This window comes from Trinickia acidisoli (genome assembly GCF_017315725.1).
Classification (GTDB): domain Bacteria; phylum Pseudomonadota; class Gammaproteobacteria; order Burkholderiales; family Burkholderiaceae; genus Trinickia; species Trinickia acidisoli.
In genome coordinates this window covers 1,877,511-1,901,086 of sequence record NZ_JAFLRG010000002.1, presented here as the reverse complement: position 1 = coordinate 1,901,086, position 23,576 = coordinate 1,877,511, and the positions used below count along the sequence as shown (strand labels likewise).

Below are 23,576 nucleotides of genomic sequence, written 5' to 3'. Positions count from 1 at the left end.
TCGAATGCAGCTTGCTCCTTGCCTAGCAGCCGAGGATACGATAAAACGCTCTCGCGATTCGATGGAGAATCGATGCAGCACCCGATCCCGGCCGGATCGAACGCTGCAAACGGTGAAGGCGGAGGCTAGGCCGCCGTGTGCCTGGCCAAGAGATCGTACACATGACAACAAAAACTCGAAAATCCATGCTGCCCTTGGGGGCGCATTCGTGGCTGGCATGCCTTGCCGCCGTCGTCTTTGCGGGTTGCGCCGCGCCGGTCAAGGCGCCGCCGCCGTCGAACGCGGGCGGCTGGACTCAAGACGAAGTCGTGGATTCATACGTGTTCGGCTACCCGCTCGTCGTCATGACGACGGCACGTGCCGCGGCACTGGCGGGCGCGGATACCGATGCGGGCGCGCTGCTCAATACGCTGCGGCCGCTGCCCATGGTCGAGACCGCGGGCGATGAAGTGCCGCCGCTGGCCGACGTCGACACGTTGTCGGCCAACGCATGGCTCGATCTGTCGAAAGAGCCCGTAGTGGTGTCGCTGCCCAACACGCGTGGCCGTTTCCTCGATGCCCGCGTCCTCGACATGTGGACGAACGTCGTCTGGTCGACGGGGGCGAGCGCCAACGCGCGCACCGGTGCGCCCAAGCCGCAAACGATCGCGCTCGTTCCCCCGGGTTGGAGCGGCGATCTGCCGTCCGGCGTCGAGCGCGTGGATGCACCGAGCAACAACCTTTGGCTCGGTGTGCGCATCGCGGCGCTCGACGCCCGTTCGGTGCCGTCGGCGCGCCGTATGCTCAACGAGGTGAAGGTTGCGCCGCTGTCGGCCTATCTGATCGACGAGCACGAATCGCATGCCGCGCGCGGCAAGCACGCCAAGCGCGAGCGCCTAGCCGCGCAGGAGCGCGCCGACGATCCGCAAGAAAGCATCGCCGAGGTCTCGACGGGCCTGCCCGCGAACGCGGCTGCCGTCACGCAACTCGATGCGAACGGTTTCTTCGGCAAGCTGGCGGACGCCTTGCACGACAATCCCCCGTCGTCCGACGACAGCCATGCCCTCAAGGAACTGGCCGATATCGGCGTGAAGCCGGGCGAGGCCTTTCATTTCCAGGACGGTTCGGCCAAGGCGATCGCAGCGGGCGTGACCGACGGCATCAAGCGCGTACAGACGCCGCCCGTCAACGCCGTGTCAGGCGACGGTTGGAGCTGGGCAGGCGACAGCACCGGCAACTATCGCGACGACTACGCATTGCGCGCCTATGCGACCTTCTCGCATGCGGGCGCCGCTACCACGCGAGACGAAGTGTTTCCGACCGTATCGGTCGACGGCGACGGACAGCCGCTCGACGGCAGCCACGAGTACGTGATGCATTTCACGCGCAAGACGCTGCCGCCGGCGCGCGCGTACTGGACGATCACGGCCTACACGTCGGACGGTGCGTTGGTGGCAGACCGTGTCCCGCATCATTCGATCGATTCGCATGATCGCCTGCGTCGCAACCGCGACGGCTCGATCGATATCTACGTGTCGTCGAAGTCGCCGGGTCGGATGCGCCAATCGAATTGGCTGCCCACGCCGCAGGGGCCATTCCAGCTCGTGATGCGGCTGTTCGCGCCGCAGCCGTCGGCGACGGACGGCAGTTGGGCGCCGCCGAAGCTCGAGCGTCGATAACATTGGGGGTGAAGCGAGTGCAAAGGAGCAACCGAGCGTGATTGGAGCCGTGCGATGACGAGCGAACCGAAAGGCGGCATGCTGCGCCGCCTGGGGGATAGGATGCGGTCGCGCGGCGCGCGCCGCACGGCGATAGGCGTGGCGATTGCCGTGGTGTTGTACGGGTTGCTCGGCTTTTTCGCGGCGCCGCCGCTGATCCGGCATATTGCCGAGCGGCAACTCGGCGAGGCCCTCGATCGGCCGGCGGCGATTGCTCACGTCGCGCTCAATCCCTATACGCTTCGGCTCGAAGTCGACGGCGTGCGCATCGGCGAACGCGGCGGTGCCGGCGAATTCGCCGCTATCGAACGCCTCGTCGTGCGCGTGTCGTGGATGACGCTGCTGCGTTTTGCGCCGATCGTGACCGAGCTACGCGTCGATTCGCCCCGCATCAACGTGATTCGCTACGACGCCCAGCGCTTCAACTTCAGCGACATCGCGGAAAAATTCGCGAAACCGTCGAAGCCGCAAGCAGGCCCGACGTTGTTCTCGGTGTCCAACATCGCTGTCGAGAACGGCAGCGTCGATTTCGACGACCGCTTGCTCGGCGCTCGGCACGTCGTTGACCGACTCTCGCTCGGCGTTCCGTTCATCGCGACGCTGCCGTCGCAAACCGACATCTTCGTCGATCCGCGTTTTTCAGCGCGCGTCGACGGTAGTCCGATCGCGATCAACGGTAAGACCAAGCCGTTCGCGCAATCGCGCGAATCCGATGTGGCGCTGAAGTTCAGCGGTCTTAACGTGCCGCGCCTGCTTTCTTACGTGCCGGCCAAGCTGCCGCTCGAGATGCAAAGCGGCACGCTGGCCGGCGATCTCGAACTGCGATTCATGATGTCGGCCGACAAGCCGACGCTGACAGTCACCGGCACGGCCGATCTGACCGACGCGCAGATCGTTGACGCCTCGCATGCGCCGTTTTTCTCCGTGCACGCGCTGCACGTCGCCGCGTCGGGGCTTCAGCCGCTCGCGGGCGTTTATCGATTCGACGAGATTCGGCTCGATCAGCCTTCGCTGCATTTGACCCGCGAGCATTCGGGCGAACTCAGCATCGCCCAGGCGTTCGCGGCGAAGTCCGTTCCAGCCTCCGGCGAAACGAGTGCGGCGAGTGCGGCCGCGGCTGCTTCATCGCCGCCGGCCGCGGGCGCTTTCACCACTTCCGCTGCCTCCTCCGCCTCCTCGCCGGCCGGCGAAAATACGCAAAAGCCCACCCCCCTTGATTTGTCGATCAAGCATTTCGCGCTGAACGACGGCAACGTCGGGCTGGAAGATCGCGTGCCCGAACGCGCCGTCGCCCTCGATCTGACGAACTTGACGGTCACGCTCGACGATTTTTCGACGCTAGGCTCAGCCAAAGCACGCTATACGATTCACACCGCGCTCACGCAGGGCGGCAGCATCGCGGCGACCGGCGCGCTCGGCCTAGCGGCGAAACGGGCCGACGCGCAATTGACGATCGACGACCTGGCCCTGCCGCTGGCGCAGCCCTACTGGGACGGTGTCACGAGGGCGAGCCTCGCCGACGGCACGCTAGGCGCGTCGCTCCCGCTCGATGCCGACTGGTCGGGGCCCGCGGCCCAAGTGCGCGTTGGCGCCGGCGAGCTGTCGCTCAAATCGTTGAAGGTGATGGACCCCGGCGCCGCGCAGGGCGCCGCGCCGGCCGTTGCGTTGGCGCAAGGCCGCGTCGTTATCAAGAGCATCGACTTGGCCGCGCGCTCGGCCGATATCGACCGCGTCGAGGCGACGGGCCTGGCAGTGTCCGGAGCACGCGACAAGGACGGCCGCATCAGCTTGACGGAGCTTGCACAAGCGCCGCGGTCGCCGCGATCGCAGCACTCGGCCAAGGAGCCGCCGACGCACGCGACCGATTCCCGTCGTCGCACCCACGAGCCCCGCACCCGCGAGCCGGCCCGCGGCACGGAAACGAAATCGGCGAAATCGGCGGAACCCGGCTGGCATTACCGGATCGGCGAACTGGTCCTGAAGGACGGCTCGGCGCAGATGACCGACGAAGCGGCGCCGCACCCCGCGAAGCTGCATCTCGCGCCTATCGAGCTCGACGTGCGCAACGTGACCGAGGATATGAGCCGACCGCTTGCGGTCAAGCTCGAGACTTCGTTGAACGGGAAGGGCACGTTGAGCGTGAACGGCGACATCGTGCCGAGCCCGCTCGACGCCACCTTGACGGTGGAAGCGAACCGGCTCGACCTCTCGCCGTTCGAGCCGTATATCGGCGGCAAGCTCAATGCGAAGATCGCCCGCGCCGAGCTGAACGCCCGCGGCCAACTGAAGGCCGCGCTGCCCGCGCGAGGCGCCGCGTCCTACTCCTACCGCGGCGGTGCGGCGCTGGTCGACGTGCGCTTGCTCGATCGCACCAATTCGGCGCCGCTCGCCGGCTGGGGCACGCTCGGGGTCGCGGGCATCAACGCGCGGTACGACGCACACGGCGTCAATCTCGACATCGCGCGCGTCACTTTCACTCGCTTTTCCGGGCGCGTGCTGCTCGATGCGCAGGGCAAGCTGAACCTGAACGACGTGCTGGCCCAGCAGCGCGAGGCGTCGAGCGACGGGGCCGGTCAGCCAAAGCCGTCGACGAGTACCGCGCACGTGGAAACGGCGTCGCCGAAGGAGCCGTCTACGCCGCTGCATGCGCGCATCGGCCAGATCGTGCTGCAGCAAGGCCACGTCACCTACACCGATGACTTCGTCAGGCCGAATTACACAGCGGATCTCGTCGACATCACGGGTACGATCGGCACGTTCGGTACCGACGTCGCAACGCCTGCGCCGGTGGACGTCAGCGCGAGCTTGGCGAACAACGGCCCGATCACGATTCGCGGCACGGCCAATCCGCTGGCGCCGAAGCCGTTGCTCGATCTGAGCGCGAGCGCGCATGACATCGAACTCAAGAACCTGACGCCGTATTCGCTGAAGTACGCGGGCTATCCGATCGTGAAGGGGAGCCTGAACGTCGATTTGCACTATCAGCTCGCCAACGATCTGCTCAGCGCGACCAACCATTTGTTCATCGATCAGTTGACGTTCGGCGACCACGTGCAAAACGACACGGAAACGCATCTGCCCGTTCGTCTCGCCATCGCGCTTTTGAAAGATTCGCGCGGTCAGATCGACGTCAACATTCCCGTTTCGGGATCGCTGTCGAATCCGCAATTCAGTTTGGGCAGCTTGATCTGGAGTGCCGTGACGCACTTGATCGAACGGGCCGTCACTGCGCCGTTCTCGTTGCTCGCGAACGCGTTCGGCGGCGGGGGAAGCGGTTCGGCAAGCGCGCAACAGCTCCAATACGTCGCGTTCGCGCCGGGCTCGACCGTGCTGACCGATGCGTCGCGCGAGAAACTCGACACGCTCGCCAAGCTGCTGGGCGAAAAGCCCGAAGTGAAACTCGATTTGAGCGGACGCGCCGACGCGAACGTCGATACCCCGGGCCTACGGCTCGCGTACGTCGACGATCTCGTCAAGAAGGAAAAGGCGAAAGCGCTGGAGAGCGACGGACAGCATGTCGACCCATCGACCCTGACGGTTAATGCGGACGAATACCACCGCTATCTGACGCAAGCCTACAAGGACGCCGATTTCAAGAAGCCGCGCAATTTCATCGGCCTGACGAAGACGGTGCCCGATGACGACATGAAGCGCGCGCTCGCTGCTCACGCAACTGTCGACGACACGAGCCTGCACACCCTTGCCGACCAGCGCGCGCAGAGCGTTCGACAGTATCTGAGTGCGAAGGTCGATCCGAGCAGGCTCGAGGTCACGGCGCCTCATTTCGGGACGGAGGGCATGAAGGACAACGGCCCGGCGACGCGCGTGGATCTGGCGCCGGCGGGTTGACCGTCCGCGCGGCGCGCGGCGACGGCACCCGTAGTCCTTAGCCCGTAGCCCGTGTTGCGCAATAGCTGTGCTACGCGTCGCAGTATTGGACCGATGCTTGGCGATGCTGCTACACTATCGTCGCATCAATCCATTCAATTGCACTCAACCACGTGGGGAGGCGTTCGATGTCCAACAACACTACGCTTGCAGCCGTCCCAAACGTGGCAGGTGGTCCTGCTGGCGACATGCGACGCTGACGTCGCAATGCTCACCGCCGCGTTCAGCCGGAGTCATCCGGCGCGCAAACCGGCTCCCTCGATTTTCCACTAGGTCACCGCGACAAGCGGTGTATTGGCGTCGCCGACGTTAACCGTCGACGTCGCGAAGCGTTTTCTCTCCACTTCATAGCCCTGGGCGCCACAAGTACCTCGGGCGGAGCGCTTATGACTCGCAAAAAATTCGATCTCGGTGGGCAGACGTTCAAGGACGTCTTCCGGTTCACCTTCACTCACTGGCTCCGGCAGCGCTGGCGCATCGGCGGAATCCTCGCGGTCGCATTGCTGACGGCGGCGGCCGACGTATTGACGCCGCTGTTCGCGGGACATCTCGTCGACGCGTTGGCCGGCGCGGGCCATGACAAGGCCAGCGCATTGCATAGCGCGCTCGCGCCGTTCGCGACGCTGATCGCGCTGGCACTCGGCAGTGCCGCGCTGCGCTACCTCACGTACTCGGGCATCATCGCGCTCACACTGCGGATGATGAGCGAAATCGCCGGCGACGCATTCCATCGCGTGCAACGCCTCTCGACCGACTGGCACGCGAACAGCTTCGCCGGTTCGACCGTGCGCAAGATCACGCGCGGGATGTGGGCGCTCGACATGCTCAACGACACCCTGCTGCTCGGGCTGTTGCCGTCGGTCGTCATGCTCGTCGGCGCGACGGTGCTGCTCGGCGTGCACTGGCCGATCATGGGCGTCGTCGTCGGCACCGGCGCCGTGCTCTTTATCGGCATCACGCTGGCAATGACGCTCGGCCTGGTAGCGCCCGCGGCGCGCCTGGGCAATGCGTGGGATACGCGCATGGGCGGCGCGCTGGCCGATACCGTCACGTGCAACGCCGTAGTCAAGGCGTTCGGTGCGGAGGTGCGCGAGGAGCAGCGCTTCTCGCGCGTGGTCGGCAAATGGCGCGATCGTACGCGCCGGGCGTGGGTGCGCGGCACGTTCAACGCCAGCGTGCAAAACGTCATGCTGACCGCGATGCAGGCAGCGATGCTCGGCGTGGGCCTCTTGTTGTGGCTGAACGGCCGGGCCGGCGTGGGCGACATCGCGTTCGCGTTGACGATGTTCCTCGTCCTGCAAGGCTATTTGCGCGACGTCGCGACGCTGGTGCGCCAACTGCAGCGGTCCGTCAACGACATGGAAGAGCTCGCGCAGCTTACGCATCAGCCGCTCGGGATCGAGGACAAGCCTGGTGCCGGCTTGCTCGTAGTCGAGCGCGGCGCAATCCGCTTCGAGCACGTGACGTTCCGTTACGACGGACACGCGGCGCCGCTCTATGCCGACTTCTCGGTGCGGATCGCGCCCGGCGAGCGCGTTGGGTTGATCGGCCATTCGGGCTCAGGCAAGACGACGTTCATCAAGCTGATCCAACGTCTCTACGATGTCTCGGAGGGCAAGATCACCATCGACGGCCAAAACATCGCTGACGTGAAGCAAGCCTCGCTGCGCGCGCAGATCGCGATCGTTCAGCAGGAGCCGCTTCTGTTTCACCGGTCGCTGGCTGAAAACATCGCCTATGCGCGGCCCGGCGCGTCGCAAGTCGAAATCGAGCGCGCCGCGCGGTACGCGAACGCGCACGAATTCATCGTCTCGCTGCCGAACGGTTACGACACGCTCGTGGGCGAGCGTGGCGTAAAGCTGTCGGGCGGCGAGCGGCAACGCGTCGCGATCGCACGGGCGTTTCTTGCCGATGCGCCCGTGCTGATTTTCGACGAGGCCACGTCGAGCCTCGACAGCGAAAGCGAGGCGTTGATTCAGCAAGCGATGGAGCGCTTGATGGTGGGGCGCACGACGCTCGTCATCGCGCACCGGCTGTCCACCGTGCGCGCGCTCGATCGGCTGCTCGTGCTCGACAAAGGGTGCGTCGTCGAAGAAGGCAATCACGATACGCTGATTCGGCTCGAGCGCGGTTTGTATCGGCGTTTGTTCGAGCGCCAGGCGCTCGAGTTGACGAAGGGGCTCGACGTTCAGCCGTCATACCGTCCCCATCAGGCAGCGACGACCGCCGCAGCCTGAGTAAGCTGACGATCGGATCGCGGGGCCGGCTATGCCGGCCTTTTTCGGGTGCGCCGCCGACATGGTTCACACTTTAACGAGATCTCTTTCAATCGCGAATAACCCTAAAGAATGAGTGGCGCATTTTTTATGCGAACCTTTAGTCGATGGATAAAAACCTCGTTTCATGATAATCAAATTTCACTGTAATCTAAACGAAAAATAATAATACGTAATGCCTTGATCCGATTAGTGATACCTGTCTAATTGCGAAATTCCCCTTACGCCGAATCTCATTTACTGCTTCACTCCAATGCGCCGCACGAGCTGCCGCTCAAGGCTCTCGGCGCGGTACCGTTTAAAACACCGTATGAATTGAATCGGCATTTCGCCGCGACAGAAATTGGAGGAAACGGTATGACCAGGTCTTTGAAGAAGAATATGCTGGCCAGTTTGACGGCGCTGGTGGTGGGCAGCGCCTCGCTAGCCGGATTTGCAGGTATGACCGCATTTCTTTCGCTTGCCGAGCCGAGTGCCGCATTGGCGGATACGGCGCCGGCCGTCGATCACTACGCCGCGACGCAATACCCGATCGTGCTCGTGCACGGCCTTTCGGGTACCAACCGCTACGCGAACGTGGTCGATTACTGGTACGGCATCGCGTCCGACCTCGAGTCGCATGGCGCCAACGTATACGTGGCAAACCTGTCGGGTTTCCAAAGCGATTTGGGCCCGAACGGACGCGGCGAGCAGTTGCTCGCCTACGTCAAACAAGTGCTGGCGGCCACGGGTGCGCAGAAGGTCAATCTGATCGGGCACAGTCAGGGCGGGCTTACCTCGCGGTACGTCGCGGCGGTGGCGCCTCAACTCGTCGCGTCGGTGACGACGATCGGCACGCCGCATCGAGGCTCGCAGTTCGCCGATTACGTCGCGCAGGTGCTGGCGAAAGATCCGACAGGTTTGGCCGAGCCGTTGATCGGGGACTTCGCCGATGTGCTCGGCACGCTCTTCAGCAGCAACCTCAACACGAACCAGAACGCGATCGCCGCGCTGACCGCACTGACGAGTGCGGGCGCCGCCCAATTCAATGCGGCCGTTCCGAGCGCCGGCCTTGGCGCAGCCGGTTCGTGCCAAACAGGCGCGCCGACCGAGACGGTCAACGGCTATACGCATTACCTCTATTCGTGGGCCGGCAGCGCGATCCAACCGACCTGGTCCGTGCTCGGGGTGGAAGGTGCGGCCGATACGAGTGTGTCGGGGCCGTTCGACCCGGCCAATGCCGAAGATCCTTCGACGTTGACGCTGCTCGGCTCGGGCACGGTCATGATCAATCGCAACGCCGGCCCGAACGACGGCCTCGTGTCGGTCTGCAGCGCGCTGTACGGCCAGGTGCTGAGCACGAGCTATCACTGGGATCACGTCGACGAAATCAATCAAATTCTGGGCGTGCTCGGACAAAACGCGGAAGACCCTGTAGCGGTCATTCGTGCGCATGCCAATCGTTTGAAACTTCAGGGGCTGTAACCGATGACGCGCCCTGCCGATGCAATGCAGACCACGGGTACGCTCGCGCTGTTCGGCCTCGCGGGTCTCGCCGCGGCTGCCGCGGTCTGGTATTTCAATGCGCCGGCCGGGGCGCCGCAAGCGAGCGCGCCGCGCGCCGCGAGCGTGGCGACGGCCGTCGTGTCCGCGCCGACGGCGTCGCCGGCGCAGCCTGGCCCTGCGGCACCGGCGTTGCCCGTCTCGCTGGCGGGCTCGACGCCGCCGCGCCTGCCGCTCGACGAGCATGGCCATTTGCGCAAAGTGCGCGCGGTGCGCGACTTCTTCGACTATTTCCTGACGGCGCAGAACGAGATGCCACCGAAATCGCTCGATGCGCTTGTGCGCAAGGAAATCGCGGCGCAGCTCGACGGTACTTCGGCACAACCCGAAGCGCTCGACGTGTGGCAACGCTACACGGCATACCGGCAGGCGCTCGGCAGCATCGAGCGGCTATCGGTGCCGGCTCAGGGAAATGAACGCGAAAGCGGAAGCGGCTCGAGCCACGCGGGCACAGCCGATCTCGATGCGATGCAGACTTCGCTTGACGAACGTGCGTCGCTGGCAGGCCGGACGCTCGGCGCCGATTGGAATGAGGCATTCTTCGGCCCGGATTGGCGGCATGCGCACTACACGCTCGAGCGCCTGCGTATCGTGCGTGATACGACGTTGACCGATGCGCAGAAGGCGGCCCGCTTGCAGGCGCTCGAAGAGAGCCTACCGCCCGAAGAGCGCGCGGCGCTCGCGCGCGATCGACATGCGCGCACAACGGTCGACACGATCGCCAAGCTCGAACAGCGGGGGATGACGATTGACGAGTTGCGGGCGAAGGCCACGCAGGCGCTCGGCCCTCAGGCGGCTGAGCGGATCGTGAAGATGCAGCAGAACGACGACGCCTGGCACGCGAAATACGCTGACTACGCGGCGCAGCGCGCGCGCATCGATGCGATGGGCTTATCGCCCACCGAGCGCGATGTGCAGATCGAACAACTGCGGCAGCATATGTTCACGAATCCGGCCGAAGCGCTGCGCGCGGCGTCGCTCGATCGTTAAAAGTGATCCCTGAGCACCGATTGAGCGAGACCGCTGTCGAGCCTGATCGCCACTTCGGCGAGACGCGTTGCGATGGCGACCGTGTTCTCCGTGACCGGCGGCAACTGCCTGACGAACGTTTCCGGAATCGCCGTGTGATTGCCGCGCTTATTGATCTGGAAATGCGCTTCCACGCCGATGCGGGCCGACGGTTTGGACGACTTGACGAGGATGTCGCCGACAGGATCGCTGGCGGGATAGGCCGTGCCTTCCATGATCGAAACCAGCGCGGAGAATCCTAGTGCGCAGGTTTTCGCCGCATATTTGATGACCTCGATACCGAGCTTGGTATCGGGCGTGAACGTAAATTCCGTCTCCGGCTGATCGGTGAGCTCCCGAATGCTCGCGAGGATCAGGCGGTCGTGATGAACCTCCTCCTCCTTATACGCGCGGATCTGATCGCTGATCACGGAAAGGTGTTCGATGGCCGGATCCAAACATGAGCAGCATTCGCGCGTCACGTAAAACTGCTGCGAAAGAACGATCGCCAAAAGATGGAAGAAGCGTGATTCATCGCGCTCGCGCAGCGCTTCGATATTTTCGAGCAACTCATGAGCGAATTTGGATTGCTCGATTTGAAACTGCAACCGCCTAGCTCGGATGGCCGTATAGACGGAAATCGGATCGAAAAGTGTTCCGGAGCCCGCTATGCGCGATTCGGCTGCGATTTCGTCGACGTTCCATTCCCAGGTATCCGGGAAATATGAGAACGCATCGTAAATGTCGATATCGGGAAATGGATTCAATGCTTCGAGAAATTGCTTTGGCCCTTTCGCTCTCATCAGCTCCGGTGCATCGCTCGAATAAGGGATAGATCCGCCCGAACCGAATGCACGCGGTGCGGCATGCAATACGGGGTAGTCGGCGAAGAAGGCCAGGAAATTTTGGATTTCGGCGTCCGAAGACAATTCGACGCCCGAGGCGATGCGATCCAGTAGCCGCTTCACGGCGATCTTCTGCTCGTCGTCGACATCGACGTCGAGCGACAGCCAGGGCGCGGTTACATTGATGCCGGTTTCGGTGGCCGCGAAAGCCGTTTGCTTATACGGAACGAACCTTGTTTCTTCTAGCATTTATCGCATCTCCGAAAAGAAGAGGCGGTTGAAGCGAAGAACTTCAACCGCCGGTCGACTACTTAGAAATACTTGAACACCACCGTCTTGGTGGTAATTTTCTTGATGCTCATGATCTTCTCCTTAGAGCAGATTTAGAACGCCATTTTCATGGCGGCTTTTTCCACCGTGCACGGTAGGATTGCTGTGCGCGCACATAGCGGCGCGTGTTATCGGTGCCGTTCGAGGCGACAAGAATACGAAAATGATCAAATAAAATGAAAAGATCGAAAGTTCGTAGTTATTCGGGTTGTCTTAATCGGGTAAGCGGATTGTAGATGAGAATCGCCGGTTTGCAAGAGAAAATAATTCGGAATCGAAAAAAATCCTTTTGGGGAGCGTTTTGTTATTGAGTATTGTACGTAGTAAATCGCTTGCCGGTGACAAGAAGGTTCTACGAATAAAGGCAGCGATGAGTGGCGTTGAAACGATTTTGAATCGAACCGACTACGGATAACGGGAAACGAATGCGACGGGTGTTGTGTATATGTTTATGTAAATCGCCGCAGGCGGCCGCCATACCGTCCGAGAGCGAGTCGCCACCGCGTGCGCGTTCAAGCGGCCCGTGCCGCGCCTGCTTCCATGTGCTGTTCGATGACGCGTGCGAGCGTGTCGAACGCAGGCCCTATCCGATCGTTCGGCACGCACGCATAGCCGAGCAGCAAGCCGCGCCGCGCGACTTCCTCGCGGCTGTAGTACGCCGCGAGCGGGCGCACGATCACACCCGCGTCGAACGCCGCGGCCGTGACCGCTCGATCATCGACGGTATCGGGCAGCCCGAGCACGAAGTGCAGGCCGGCTTCGTCGCCCATTACGGGCAATGCGTCGCCGAAGTGCGAGGTGATTGCATCGATGAGAATCTGCCGGCGCTCGCCGTACAGTGCGCGCATACGCCGCACGTGAGAGGTCAAGTAGCCGCCCAAGATGAATTCGGCGAGTACGGCTTGATGCATGAGCTGCCCCTCGCGGTACAGTTCGGCCACCCCCGTACGAAAGGTCTCGACGAGATGCTCGGGCGCGACCATGTAGCCGATGCGCAGCCCCGGAAACAAAATCTTGCCGAGGCTGCCGACATAGATCACGCGCCCCGCGTCGTCGAGGCCTTGCAGCGAAGCGATCGGACGGCTGCCGTAGCGGAACTCGCTGTCGTAGTCGTCTTCGACGATCCATACGCCGTGTTGGCGGGCGTATTCGAGCAGCGTGCGCCGCCGCGCGAGACTCATGACCATGCCGAGCGGATATTGATGCGACGGCGTGACGAGCGCAAGGCGTGGCGGTGCGGCCAGCGCAAGCTCGCGCGGGTTCAAGCCTTCGCCGTCGACGGGAATCGGCTCGAGCTCGAGCCCCGCCGATTGCAGGACGCTGCGAGCGCCCCAATAGCAAGGCTCCTCTACCCACGCGCGATCGCCGACGTCGGTCAGGAGCCGCACGGCGAGGTCCATCGACTGATGGATACCCGTCGTGAGGATGATTTGATCGGGCGAGCATTTGACCGAGCGCGCCACGCGCAAGTAATCCGACAGGGCACGCCGCAGCGGCCGGTAGCCGCTGCCGGGCGCGTAGGTCAAGAGCTCGGGGTTCGCCTCTTTCCAAAGCCGCGCCTGCAAGCGGCTCCACGTACGCGACGGAAACTCGGTGACGTCCGGCACGCCCGGCATGAACGCGCCCCACTGTTTCGGCGCCACGCCCGCGCGGCCGATCAGACGCCGTCCGCGCGTGGAGAGGCTTTCTCGGACGAGGGTTTCGCGCGTCGCACTCGGGGTACCCGGTGCGCCTGGTGCGCCCGGTGTGCTCACGGGTGCCGCGGAGCGCGGACGGACCGTTGCGGCATCGGGACGCGTATCGGCCACGTACGTCCCGCTGCCCGTGGTCGACAGCACGTAGCCTTCGGCCGTCAATTGATCGTAGACGCGCAGAACGGTGTTGCGCGCGACGTCGAGATCGTCCGCCAGCGTGCGCGAGCTCGGCAGTTTCGTGCCGGGCGCGAGCTGCCCCGTCAGGATGGCGTGCTGCACGAGGCGCAGCACTTGGCGATACATGGGCTCGGCGGCGCTGCGCTCGAGCCGGGCCGCGAGCCAGTCCGACAGAATGATCGTATCCAAAGTGGTTCCCTTCGGAATAATGAAATGGCTCCGTTGCGTGGAACCGCGACCGATTATATTGGATCGCAAATGAAGTGCGGTGTTCGCTGGTCGATGGAGCCAATCGGCGCATCGATCGCGAAGCCGACGGAACGTAGGAGACAGACGATGCAAAAAGATCAGGTGATCGTGAGCTTTCGCGGCGTGCGCAAGACGTACGACGGCGAAACGCTCGTCGTCAAATCGCTCGATCTCGACATTTATCAGGGCGAATTCCTGACGTTGCTCGGGCCGTCGGGATCGGGCAAGACAACTTGCCTGATGATGTTGGCCGGATTCGAATTTCCGACCGGCGGCGAAATCCGTCTCGACGGGCAACTGCTCAATACCGTGCCGCCGCACAAACGCAATATCGGCATGGTGTTTCAGAACTACGCGCTGTTCCCGCACATGACGGTCGAGCAGAACGTCGCTTATCCGCTGACAGTGCGCAAGATGGACGCCGCCGAGCGCGCCGATCGCGTTGCCGAGGCGCTGAAGATGGTGCGGATGGAAGGCTTCGCCAAGCGCTATCCCGCGCAGCTTTCGGGCGGACAGCAGCAGCGGATCGCACTGGCGCGGGCGCTCGTGTTCGCGCCGCGGCTCGTGCTGATGGACGAGCCGCTCGGCGCGCTCGACAAGCAACTGCGCGAACACATGCAATACGAACTGAAGGCGCTGCACGAGAAGCTGGGGTTGACGTTCGTCTATGTCACGCACGATCAGGGCGAAGCGCTGACGATGTCCGATCGCGTCGCCGTGTTCGACAAAGGCATCGTGCAGCAGCTCGATACCGTTGATCGCCTCTACGAAACGCCGTGCAACGAATTCGTCGCGAACTTCATCGGCGACAGCAACCGCTTGCAAGGCACGATCTCCGAAGTCGACGGTGAGTATTGCCGCTTGCGCCTTCGCGACGGCACGCACGTCGTGGGCCGCAACGTGGCGAACGCGAGGGCCGGTGCGCCCGCCGTTGCTTGCATTCGCCCCGAGCGCGTACGTTTGGCAGCCCAAGCGAGCGCGCGAGACGGCATCAATGCGCTTGCGAGCCACGTGCGCGGCCTCATCTATTTCGGCGACCACGTGCGCATGCGGTGCGCGGTGCCCGAGCAGGACGAATGTTTCGTCAAAGTCCCGCTCGGCACCGAAGCGCTCGATACGTTCGCGCCTGGCGTGCCCATCGGGCTCGAGTTCGCGCCTGAGCATTTGCGTGTTTTTGCGTGACCGCGCGCGATCCGGAATCGCTGGATGTCCCATTCCGACTGACGCAGTAACGAAGACTCACGAAGACCCACGAAGGACCCCATAGAGGAGAGCGTTAGATGAAGACGAACACCATGACGATGCGCCGCGCTGCTGCGACGTTGGCCGTTGCCGCTGCATCGACGATGCTCTGTGCGGCAGGCGCCCGCGCCGCCGAGTTGACCGTCGTGAACTTCGGCGGAGCCAATGCCGATGCGCAGAAGGTTGCCTACTACCAGCCGTTCGCGCAGCAGACGGGCGACACGATCACCGCCGTCGAATACAACGGCGAAACGGCCAAGATCAAGGCGATGGTGGAAGCCAAGCACGTGAACTGGGACGTCGTCGAAGTGGAGTCGGGCGATCTCGGCCGCGGCTGCGACGAAGGCCTGTACGAAAAGCTCGACTGGTCGAAGATCGCGAAGAAGTCGGCGTTGATTCCCGAATCGCCGAGTACGTGCGGCGTGGGCTTCTTCGTTTGGTCGACGGCCATCGCCTACAACGCCGACAAGCTGAAGACGGCGCCGACAGGCTGGGCCGATTTCTGGAACGTGAAGAAATTCCCGGGCAAGCGCGCGCTGCGCAAGGGTGCGCGCGGCAACCTCGAATTCGCGCTGATGGCCGACGGTGTGGCACCGAAGGACGTCTACAAGGTGTTGGCAACGAAGGCGGGCCAGGATCGCGCGTTCAAGAAGCTCGACGAACTCAAGCCGTACATCCAATGGTGGGAGGCGGGCGCACAGCCGCCGCAGTTCCTCGTCGCCGGCGACGTCGTCATGTCCTCCGCGTTCAACGGCCGTATCGACGCCGCGCAGCGCGAGGGCAAGAACCTGAAGGTGGTCTGGAACGGCAGCATCTACGACCTCGACTATTGGGTGATTCCGAAGGGATCGCCGAACAAGGCGCTGGCCGAGCAGTTCATCGGTTACTCGGTTTCGTCCAAGCCGCAGCAGGTCTACGCGCAGCACATCGCATACGGTCCGGCGAATCGCGATGCGATCAAGTCGCTCGATGCAAAGACGCTGTCGAATCTGCCGAACTCACCGGCCAACGGCCAGGACGCCGTGCTCCAAGACGCCGCGTTCTGGACCGACTACGGTGATGAACTCGAACAGCGCTTCGCGTCGTGGGCGTCGAAGTGATTCGACAACGATAAAGACAACGAACGCGCGTAATCGAGTAAGAGATGTTGTGTCGTCCAACGTGCAACCCGGGCGACACAACGTGGCACAAGGCAAGAACCAAGCAGTACCCGCAAGAGGCAATGCGAGCGATGAGCATGCAAACGATGACGATTTCGAGCGAGCCGAGCGGCCCATCGACCGCGGCGTTGAAGCGCGAGTTGAAGGCTGCGCAGGCACGCAAGCGAATGACGGCGCTGCTCTTGATCGCACCGCTGGCGATCTTTCTGTTGCTGATATTCGTCGTGCCGATCGCCGCGCTGCTGACGCGCGCGGTGCAGAACCCCGAGGTGGCCGACGCGCTGCCGCGAACCGCGGCGCAACTCGCTCGATGGGATCGCAAGGGCGAGCCGCCGGCGGCAGCCTATGGGTCGCTCGCATCCGATTTGGCATCGACCTCGACGCAGGACGGCGAAGTCATGGGTAGCTTGGAGCGTCGGCTCAACGTCGAGATACCGGGCTTTCATTCGCTCGTATCGAAGACGGCGAGCGCGCTGCCTTTCACCGATGACGACAACCATCCGCTCGCGCTCGAGCCCGAGCAAGTGCGTGCGAAACTGATCGATCTCGATGCGCGATGGGGTGACGCGCGCTACTGGCGCGCGATCGCCAAGAACGGCTCGCGCTATTCGCCGTTTTACTTGCTGGCGGCGCTCGATCATCGAGAGGATGCATTCGGCCACATCGAGCAGACCGATCCGGATCAGCGCATCTACGTGAGCGTATTCGGCCGCACGTTCGTGATCGGCGCGGTGGTCACGGTGGCGGCGCTGTTGCTAGGCTATCCGCTCGCCTATTGGATTTCGACGTTGAGCGAGCGTCGCGCGAACCTGGCGATGATTCTCGTGCTGATTCCGTTTTGGACGTCGATCCTCGTGCGCGTTGCCGCATGGATCGTGATCTTGCAGACCGAAGGGCTCGTGAACCGCACGTTGCGCGGCCTCGGGTTGATTCACGCGCCGCTCGAGCTGCTGTTCAATCGCACAGGTGTCTATATCTCGATGACGCACATCCTGCTGCCATTCATGATTCTGCCGCTGTACAGCGTGATGAAGTCGATTCCCCCGACCTACCAGCGTGCGGCGGTTTCGCTCGGCAGCCATCCGTTCGCGGCGTTCTGGCGTGTGTATGTCCCGCAAACGTATCCGGGCATCGGCGCCGGCGCACTGCTCGTATTCATCCTGGCGATCGGCTACTACATCACGCCGGCATTGCTTGGGGGTCCTAACGATCAGATGGTGAGCTACTACGTCGCGTACTTCACGAACGTGACGATCAACTGGGGCATGGCATGTGCGCTCGGCGGCCTGCTGCTCGCGGCGACGCTCGTGCTGTACGCGGTGTACGGCCGCTTCACGAGGGCGGCGCCGAACCTGTAACGCCGCGATCGCCCTTGATTCCTTGCGCATCCGTGAGACCTTCGCGGCGGAGCCGACGATGAAACTTTCCAAACCGCTATTCGCCCCACACACGTCGCTCGTCGAACGCGCGTGGTATTTCCTCTTGCGCGGCCTGGCTGTGCTGACGCTGCTTTACTTGATCCTGCCCGTGCTCGCGATCGTGCCGTTGTCGTTTTCGTCGAGTACGTTCCTCGTCTATCCGATTCCGGGTTGGTCATGGCGCTGGTATCAGAACCTCGTCATGTCCGACGAGTGGCGCATGGCCGCGAAAAACAGCTTCATCGTGGCGCCGTCGGCAACGCTGTTGGCGACGGTGCTCGGCACGCTGGCGGCGCTCGGCCTGGCCAAGGCGAATTTCCGCGGCAAGGCGATCGTCATGGCCGTGCTGATTTCGCCGATGATCGTGCCCGTCATCGTCGTGGGCGTCGGCATGTATTTGTTCTTCGCGCCGCTCGGGCTCGCGAACACCTATATCGGCCTGATCATGGCGCATGCGGCGCTCGGCGTGCCGTTCGTCGTGACGACGGTGGGGGCGACGCTGCAAGGCTTCGACGGCAACCTCGTGCGCGCGAGCCTATCGCTCGGCGTCGATCCGACGCGCACGTTCTTTCGAATCACGCTGCCCGTGATCGCGCCGGGCGTGATCTCCGGCGCTTTGTTCGCGTTTGCGACTTCATTCGACGAGGTGGTCGTGACGCTGTTCCTTGCGGGCGCCGATCAAACGACGCTGCCGCGTCAGATGTTTACGGGCATCCGCGAGAACATTACGCCGACGATCGCGGCGCTGGCGACGATTCTGATTCTCTTTTCGACAGCGCTGCTGCTGGCGCTCGAATGGCTGCGCGGTAGGAATGCGGCGCGCGCTGTCGCGTGAGGTGAAGACGCACCGCGGCGTGCGGAGGTGACGCGTTGATGACGCCGCTTGGGGCTTTCCCCGATACTTCGCTTTTTCGTTCGACGCATCGTGCTTTGATGGTTACCCCGCTTTGTCGAGCTTGCTTATAGTCAGCCGCAGTGCATCGCTCGCAGTGCATCGCTGATTGACACGACACAAGGGGATTTCAATGAGCACCATTCCGGCAGACAACTCCGATGGGACCCTCCCGGCCCACGAAAACGAGCAGCAGAATACGGTGACGGTAGACGACCCCCTGCAGTCGTCGTCGATGTCTCGATCGAGTTCTCTCGATGGGTTGGCGCCGCGCTCTGCGCGATCGTCGACAAGCACCGACGAGTCGATACGGCCGGTGCCCAGCCGGACGCCGTCGATACGTAGCCATCAAAGCCAACGCAGCCAGTCGATCCAGTCCGTCGCGATAGACGTGCCGCGGACGTCGCTGAGCCGCCCCGCTTCGAACAACGCGATGGTTCTCGCGCAAAGGTCTCATCAAGAGATAGACGAGGCGCTCGATCGCGTCGAAGCGAATTTGACGCCGGAGGAGAGGCGGCTCGCAGACGGGATGGCCGCGTTGCAGAGAGGCGAGTTCGCGAACAATCCCGAGTTGCGCGCCGTTATCGAGCAAGGCAAAAGCGCAGGCTTGTTCGCCAACTGGCAAATAAAGACACCGCGCCAGCAGCAACATGCCATTGCCAACTTCTTGCTGGACGTCGCCAACAACAACTTTGAAAACAAGGCGGCAATGGCGTTGGCGTCGCTGTTCAACATCTCGGTGAAGACCGGCTTTTGCGTGATGCTGATGACGTTCTCGCGTCAATTGGCCGCGAACGGCATGAGCGACGATGCCGGCTTCACCGATGACATGCGCAAGGTAGCGGGCGGTTTGGTCGCGGCACTCCCCGTGGCACTGCTCACGGCAGGCGGCATCAAGGACTACAGGGACCGTACGGCGACGACCTGGTCGTCGATCAGTCGCGGTACGCTCGCGCTCGTAGGCGCGACCGCGCTGGCGGTGACGGCGGCACTCGGTAATCTCGATGCGGCAGCGCCCAGCTTGGTGGCATTCGGGCTGGCGTATTGCTTGGGACGCGATACATCGCAGCTATTCATTCGCACACCTAACCAAATCCGGGGCATCCAATTCAAGCCGTCGCTCGTGTCCGGGGTTGCCTACGGCGGCGTGGAGATGGGCGTGGGCTCCGCGATGTCGTATGGGGCGCCGGGCTCATCGGTTCGCTCGGATGGCTTGAGAGGCTCGATCAACGGTGGCGGCGAAGCAACGGACGAAATCAATCTGACCTTGGCTCATCTTTTCAAAGAGGGGATGGACGATACGCAGGGCAACGTACTGACGAAATTCGGCGGTGGCCTGACCCGAGTACGCGACAACTTCCGTAGCCGCTTGTCGCCGCAGGTGCCTACCGGTAGGGAAGTGGCGAACATGCTGCTCGGCTCGTATCCGGCCCGTGCGGCGCTGTTCGGTGTCGTGGTGATGGCCGCGGTGAACTTCGGCGTCAAGACGCCGAACCTCGACCCCGAGGAGGAAAACAACTACGGCAACATGGTGACGGCGTTGATTCTCGGCGCGCTCTATACGGCCTTTGCGGGCATGTTTGCGAAGAAAGACCCAAACGCGCGAGCCGAGCGAGATGAGGAAGAGCAGGTCGAAGAAGTGAACGTGGATCAATTGGGCCGGCAGGCGTTCATCGAGATGACGACGCCGCGTCTGACACCCGTCGTCAACGACGTGCCTGTCATCAACGAGGAGCCTGTCGCACCGACGACCGAGCACATGATCCCGATTGGAACGAGCATCGACGATGCGACGCAGAGCGGCGCGATACTCGCCACGTCGCTCTCGACCACGCCTCCTACGGGCAGCATTTTGCATCGTGCTACGTCGCGGCTTTCGCAAGAGGAGGGCAACATAGGCAGCACATCGCAGTTGACGTCGACTTAAGGACATAACGACATCTTGCGTTGCGGCATCGGGCGAGGGGGAGGGCTCGACACGGCGGGCTGTCGGTTCTAGTCTTCCAACTTATTCAACCTGCTCGGAGAATACCGCCATGCGATTCGTAGCCTCGCTTTTATCCTGTTTGGCATCGTCGTTGCTTCGCCCGCGATGGCGAAGATGGTCGCCAAGCCCGTCGGCTGGACGCTGAACGGTACGACCTTCAACAGCTTTCTCATCTATGACGATGCCACGACGGCCAAGCGCCCCGGCTTGGTGATGGTGCCGAATTGGTACGGCGTCAACGATACCGCCGTCAAAAAAGCCGAGATGATTGCCGGCAAGGACTACGTCATCTTGCTGACCGACATGTACGGCACCGGGATACGCCCCACGAGCGACGCGCAGGCAAAAACTGCCGTCGCGCCGCTCTATCACGATCGCCAATTGATGCGCGCGCGTATCGGCAAAGCATTCGAGCAACTCAAAGCCGCGGCCGCCGACGCGCCCATCGATTCGTCGCGTCTCGCGGCGATCGGCTTCTGCTTCGGCGGCGCCGCCGTGCTCGATCTCGCGCGCAGCGGCTCCGACGTCAAGGCCGTGGTTGCCTTTCACGGCGATTTGAGCACCGACGATCCCGCGCTTGCCGCGAACATCAAGGCGCGCGTGCTCGCGATGAACGGTGCCGACGACGCGTTCACCATGCCTCAAGTACCGGCTTTCACCGAGTCAATGAAGCGCAGCCCCGCCGATTGGCAGTTCGTCGAGATCGGCCACGTCGTGCATTGCTTCACCGAAACCGAGGCAACGGCCAAGACGGGCAATTGTCGCTATGACGCCAAGGCCGCGGCGCGTTCATACACGATGATGCGGGACTGGCTCACGGAGAGCTTCGCTTCGAACTGATGGCGGCGCAGCAATGCGCCGCCTTGGGTGCATGTATGCGTATTGCCGAAGTCATCCGAAGACGGCGCGTTGTGAATGCATCGCCTTCAGCAGGGCAGTGCGGAACGCGGTCATTTCTTCCGGGGTACCGATCGATACGCGCAGGTATCCTCGCGGCCCCGTCTCGCGAATCAATACGCCATCGCGTAAGAGTTCGCTCCAAATCAAATGCCGATCTTCGAACCGTCCGAACATGACGAAATTGGCATCTGAATCCGGCACTTCGAGGTCGAGACCTCGAAGCCAGCGCACTGTCTCGTCGCGCTCCGCTTTTAGAATTTCCACCTGCGACAACATTTCGTCGCGGGCCGCGAGCGCGGCGCAAGCAGCGGCCTGCGTGAAGGCCGATAGATGGTACGGCAGCCGGACGAGTTTGATCGCGTCCACGATGGCCGCCGCGCACGCGCAATAGCCCACGCGTGCGCCGGCAAATTTGAATGCTTTGCTGAGCGTACGCGAGACGATCAAACGAGGATGGCGCGGCAATAAAGCCACGGCGCTCGGCACACCGTGACGTCGGAACTCCGTATACGCCTCATCGATGACGACCATGCCCGGCGCGACCTCGAGTATCGCCTCGATCGTCTCCAACGAAAGCGCGGTACCGGTCGGGTTGTTGGGCGACGTCAATAGAATCACGCTGGGCTGCAATGCCTGAATCGTCGCGATCGCGCGATCGAGATCCACGTCGAAGTCTTCTTTACGTGGTAGCGTGTGCAATTGAGTGAAAGTCGTACGGCAATACTCCTCGTACATGGCATACGCCGGCGTCATGATCAATGCTGAACGCCCCGGGCCGCCGAACACCTGCAGGATCTGCTGGAGAACTTCGTTGGAGCCATTGGCAGCCCACACCTGATCGGGATCGACCGCTACGCCGGTATCGTGCGTCAGATACGTAGCGAGGCTGCTACGCAATTGCGTAAAGTCGCGATCGGGGTATCGATGCGCTTGCGTCGCGGCCTCGGCCACCGCTTGCGCAATGCGTTCGGCAAGCACTTGCGATGGCGGATACGGGTTCTCGTTGACGTTCAAGCGCACGGGCACATCGAGCTGCGGTGCGCCATACGCATGCTGCGATTTGAGTTCATCGCGGATAGGTAAATCAGCGAAAGCGATAGCGTTCCATGGTTGCTGCATTGAGTCGCTCCTTCTGTCGAACGCGAGTGGGTACAGCACATTCCAAGGTGACTTCGGCTTCGATCCGATTGAATCCGATTGCAGGAGGACGCCGAAATAAAAAAGGCGCCGAAGGCGCCTTGGTCGTTTTGTCGGTGGGTGAAGCAGACCGATCAATGATTTCGATGTGACGAACCACGGCGCAATGAAGAGCGACCGTGATGGCGATGCGGGTTGGACGTGATGCGTGGAAATTTCATGCGGCTATGATGGCATAGCTTTGTGCGAATGAAAAGCTGCAAGACCGTCGCGATCAAGCATGACTGCGGTGATACGTCATACGGGCGTATAAATCGCGAGCTTCAAGGCCGGATCGTCGTTCGCCTGAAACGTCGCATATTCGTAGTGTTGTATGCCGCGTTTCGGATGAGCTAGAGCCTTCTGCCCCGACGCACCACTACGAACATCATGAGCTTTCCACCACTTCGAGAACTCCTGACTTACCGATCGCAGCCGTTCTACTAGATCGACGAACGCCGGATCGTCGGCATGCAGATCGTGCGTCGCGCGAAAAAGAGCGATCATGCGTCGCGCTTCCTCCTGCCATGTCGATCCGAACAATTGCCGTGCGTTCCGCTCGGCAAATATGAAGACCAGGATATTGCGGTTCGTTTGAGCCAAGCGGCCAAATCCGAAGAGATCGTTGGCGGCGCGGTTCCAGGCCAGGATGTCCCAGCGCCGGCCCGTCACGTAGGCCGGCAGCGCGAGCTTCGAGACCATTCTCTCGATTGCCGGCGGCACGTGCTCGGAAACGAACGCGCGCGAATCGCTGCCGCGGGCCAGAGCCCGCAGATGGGCGGCTTCCGCTTTGCCGAGCCGTAGCGCATGGGCCAACGCGACGAGGGTGGCATCGGACGGGCTGACCGTGCGCCCCTGTTCGAGCCGCACATACCAGTCCACGCCGATGCCCGCCAACTCCGCGACTTCCTCGCGCCGCAAGCCCGGCGTGCGCCGCCGCCGCCCGCTTTTGAGCGTTCGTGCGTCCGGCGTCAGCTTTTCTCGCCGCGAACGCAGGAAATCTCCGAATTCAGTTCGTCTCGACGTCGACGACATGTGCGATCCATGCAGGGTAGTACAGGACAATCCTAGGATAGTACCAGGCCTGGATGGAAA

At 62.6% G+C, this 23,576-nt stretch carries 15 protein-coding genes; 11 read left to right on the top strand and 4 right to left on the bottom strand.

The window, feature by feature from the left end:
- The first annotated feature begins 185 nt into the window (after positions 1-185).
- The 5 genes from J3485_RS26780 (at position 186) to J3485_RS26760 (ending at position 10,393) form a co-directional block, all read left to right on the top strand.
- A complete protein-coding gene (locus tag J3485_RS26780; RefSeq protein ID WP_206957356.1) occupies positions 186-1,658 on the top strand; it encodes a DUF1254 domain-containing protein in 1,473 nt (490 codons plus the stop codon).
- A gap of 54 nt (positions 1,659-1,712) precedes the next feature.
- Positions 1,713-5,546 carry a DUF748 domain-containing protein gene (locus J3485_RS26775; RefSeq protein WP_206957354.1) on the top strand — a complete coding sequence of 1,278 codons (3,834 nt, stop codon included), beginning with the start codon at positions 1,713-1,715 and terminating at the stop codon, positions 5,544-5,546.
- Between the two features lie 425 nt (positions 5,547-5,971).
- A complete protein-coding gene (locus tag J3485_RS26770; RefSeq protein ID WP_206957352.1) occupies positions 5,972-7,822 on the top strand; it encodes an ABC transporter ATP-binding protein in 1,851 nt (616 codons plus the stop codon).
- Positions 7,823-8,218: 396 nt separating this feature from the next.
- A complete protein-coding gene (locus tag J3485_RS26765; protein ID WP_206957350.1) occupies positions 8,219-9,325 on the top strand; it encodes an esterase/lipase family protein in 1,107 nt (368 codons plus the stop codon).
- A gap of 3 nt (positions 9,326-9,328) precedes the next feature.
- Positions 9,329-10,393 (top strand): lipase secretion chaperone, encoded by a 1,065-nt coding sequence (locus tag J3485_RS26760; RefSeq protein WP_374192468.1) that lies wholly within the window; start codon positions 9,329-9,331, stop codon positions 10,391-10,393.
- Here the strand turns inward: J3485_RS26760 and J3485_RS26755 are convergent.
- Positions 10,390-11,505: a hypothetical protein gene (locus J3485_RS26755; protein WP_206957348.1), complete on the bottom strand. Its 1,116-nt coding sequence runs from the start codon at positions 11,503-11,505 to the stop codon at positions 10,390-10,392. The genes J3485_RS26760 and J3485_RS26755 overlap by 4 nt on opposite strands.
- A 593-nt stretch (positions 11,506-12,098) precedes the next feature.
- Positions 12,099-13,646 (bottom strand): MocR-like pyridoxine biosynthesis transcription factor PdxR, encoded by a 1,548-nt coding sequence (gene pdxR, locus J3485_RS26750; RefSeq protein ID WP_206957347.1) that lies wholly within the window; start codon positions 13,644-13,646, stop codon positions 12,099-12,101.
- Between the two features lie 147 nt (positions 13,647-13,793).
- Between pdxR and J3485_RS26745 the strand changes: the two genes are divergently transcribed.
- The 6 genes from J3485_RS26745 to J3485_RS26720 all read left to right on the top strand — a co-directional run bounded on the left by J3485_RS26745 (position 13,794) and on the right by J3485_RS26720 (position 21,245).
- Positions 13,794-14,888 carry an ABC transporter ATP-binding protein gene (locus J3485_RS26745; protein WP_206957345.1) on the top strand — a complete coding sequence of 365 codons (1,095 nt, stop codon included), beginning with the start codon at positions 13,794-13,796 and terminating at the stop codon, positions 14,886-14,888.
- Positions 14,889-15,001: 113 nt separating this feature from the next.
- A complete protein-coding gene (locus tag J3485_RS26740; RefSeq protein ID WP_374192487.1) occupies positions 15,002-16,048 on the top strand; it encodes an ABC transporter substrate-binding protein in 1,047 nt (348 codons plus the stop codon).
- Between the two features lie 137 nt (positions 16,049-16,185).
- Positions 16,186-17,466 carry an ABC transporter permease gene (locus tag J3485_RS26735; protein ID WP_206957342.1) on the top strand — a complete coding sequence of 427 codons (1,281 nt, stop codon included), beginning with the start codon at positions 16,186-16,188 and terminating at the stop codon, positions 17,464-17,466.
- A 58-nt stretch (positions 17,467-17,524) separates the two neighbouring features.
- Entirely contained in the window at positions 17,525-18,361 is an 837-nt protein-coding gene (locus J3485_RS26730; protein ID WP_206957340.1) for an ABC transporter permease, read from the top strand.
- Between the two features lie 490 nt (positions 18,362-18,851).
- The gene (locus tag J3485_RS26725) at positions 18,852-20,345 is read left to right on the top strand and encodes a hypothetical protein (RefSeq protein WP_206957338.1); all 1,494 of its coding nucleotides are present in this window, start codon (positions 18,852-18,854) and stop codon (positions 20,343-20,345) included.
- Between the two features lie 174 nt (positions 20,346-20,519).
- Positions 20,520-21,245, top strand: coding sequence for a dienelactone hydrolase family protein (locus J3485_RS26720; RefSeq protein ID WP_206957336.1), 726 nt, complete (start codon positions 20,520-20,522; stop codon positions 21,243-21,245).
- Positions 21,246-21,296: 51 nt separating this feature from the next.
- On the opposite strand, the gene J3485_RS26715 is transcribed toward J3485_RS26720, so the two are convergent.
- A complete protein-coding gene (locus J3485_RS26715; protein ID WP_206957335.1) occupies positions 21,297-22,424 on the bottom strand; it encodes a histidinol-phosphate transaminase in 1,128 nt (375 codons plus the stop codon).
- A 315-nt stretch (positions 22,425-22,739) separates the two neighbouring features.
- The gene (locus J3485_RS26710) at positions 22,740-23,516 is read right to left on the bottom strand and encodes a helix-turn-helix transcriptional regulator (protein ID WP_206957333.1); all 777 of its coding nucleotides are present in this window, start codon (positions 23,514-23,516) and stop codon (positions 22,740-22,742) included.
- Positions 23,517-23,576: the final 60 nt, after the last annotated feature.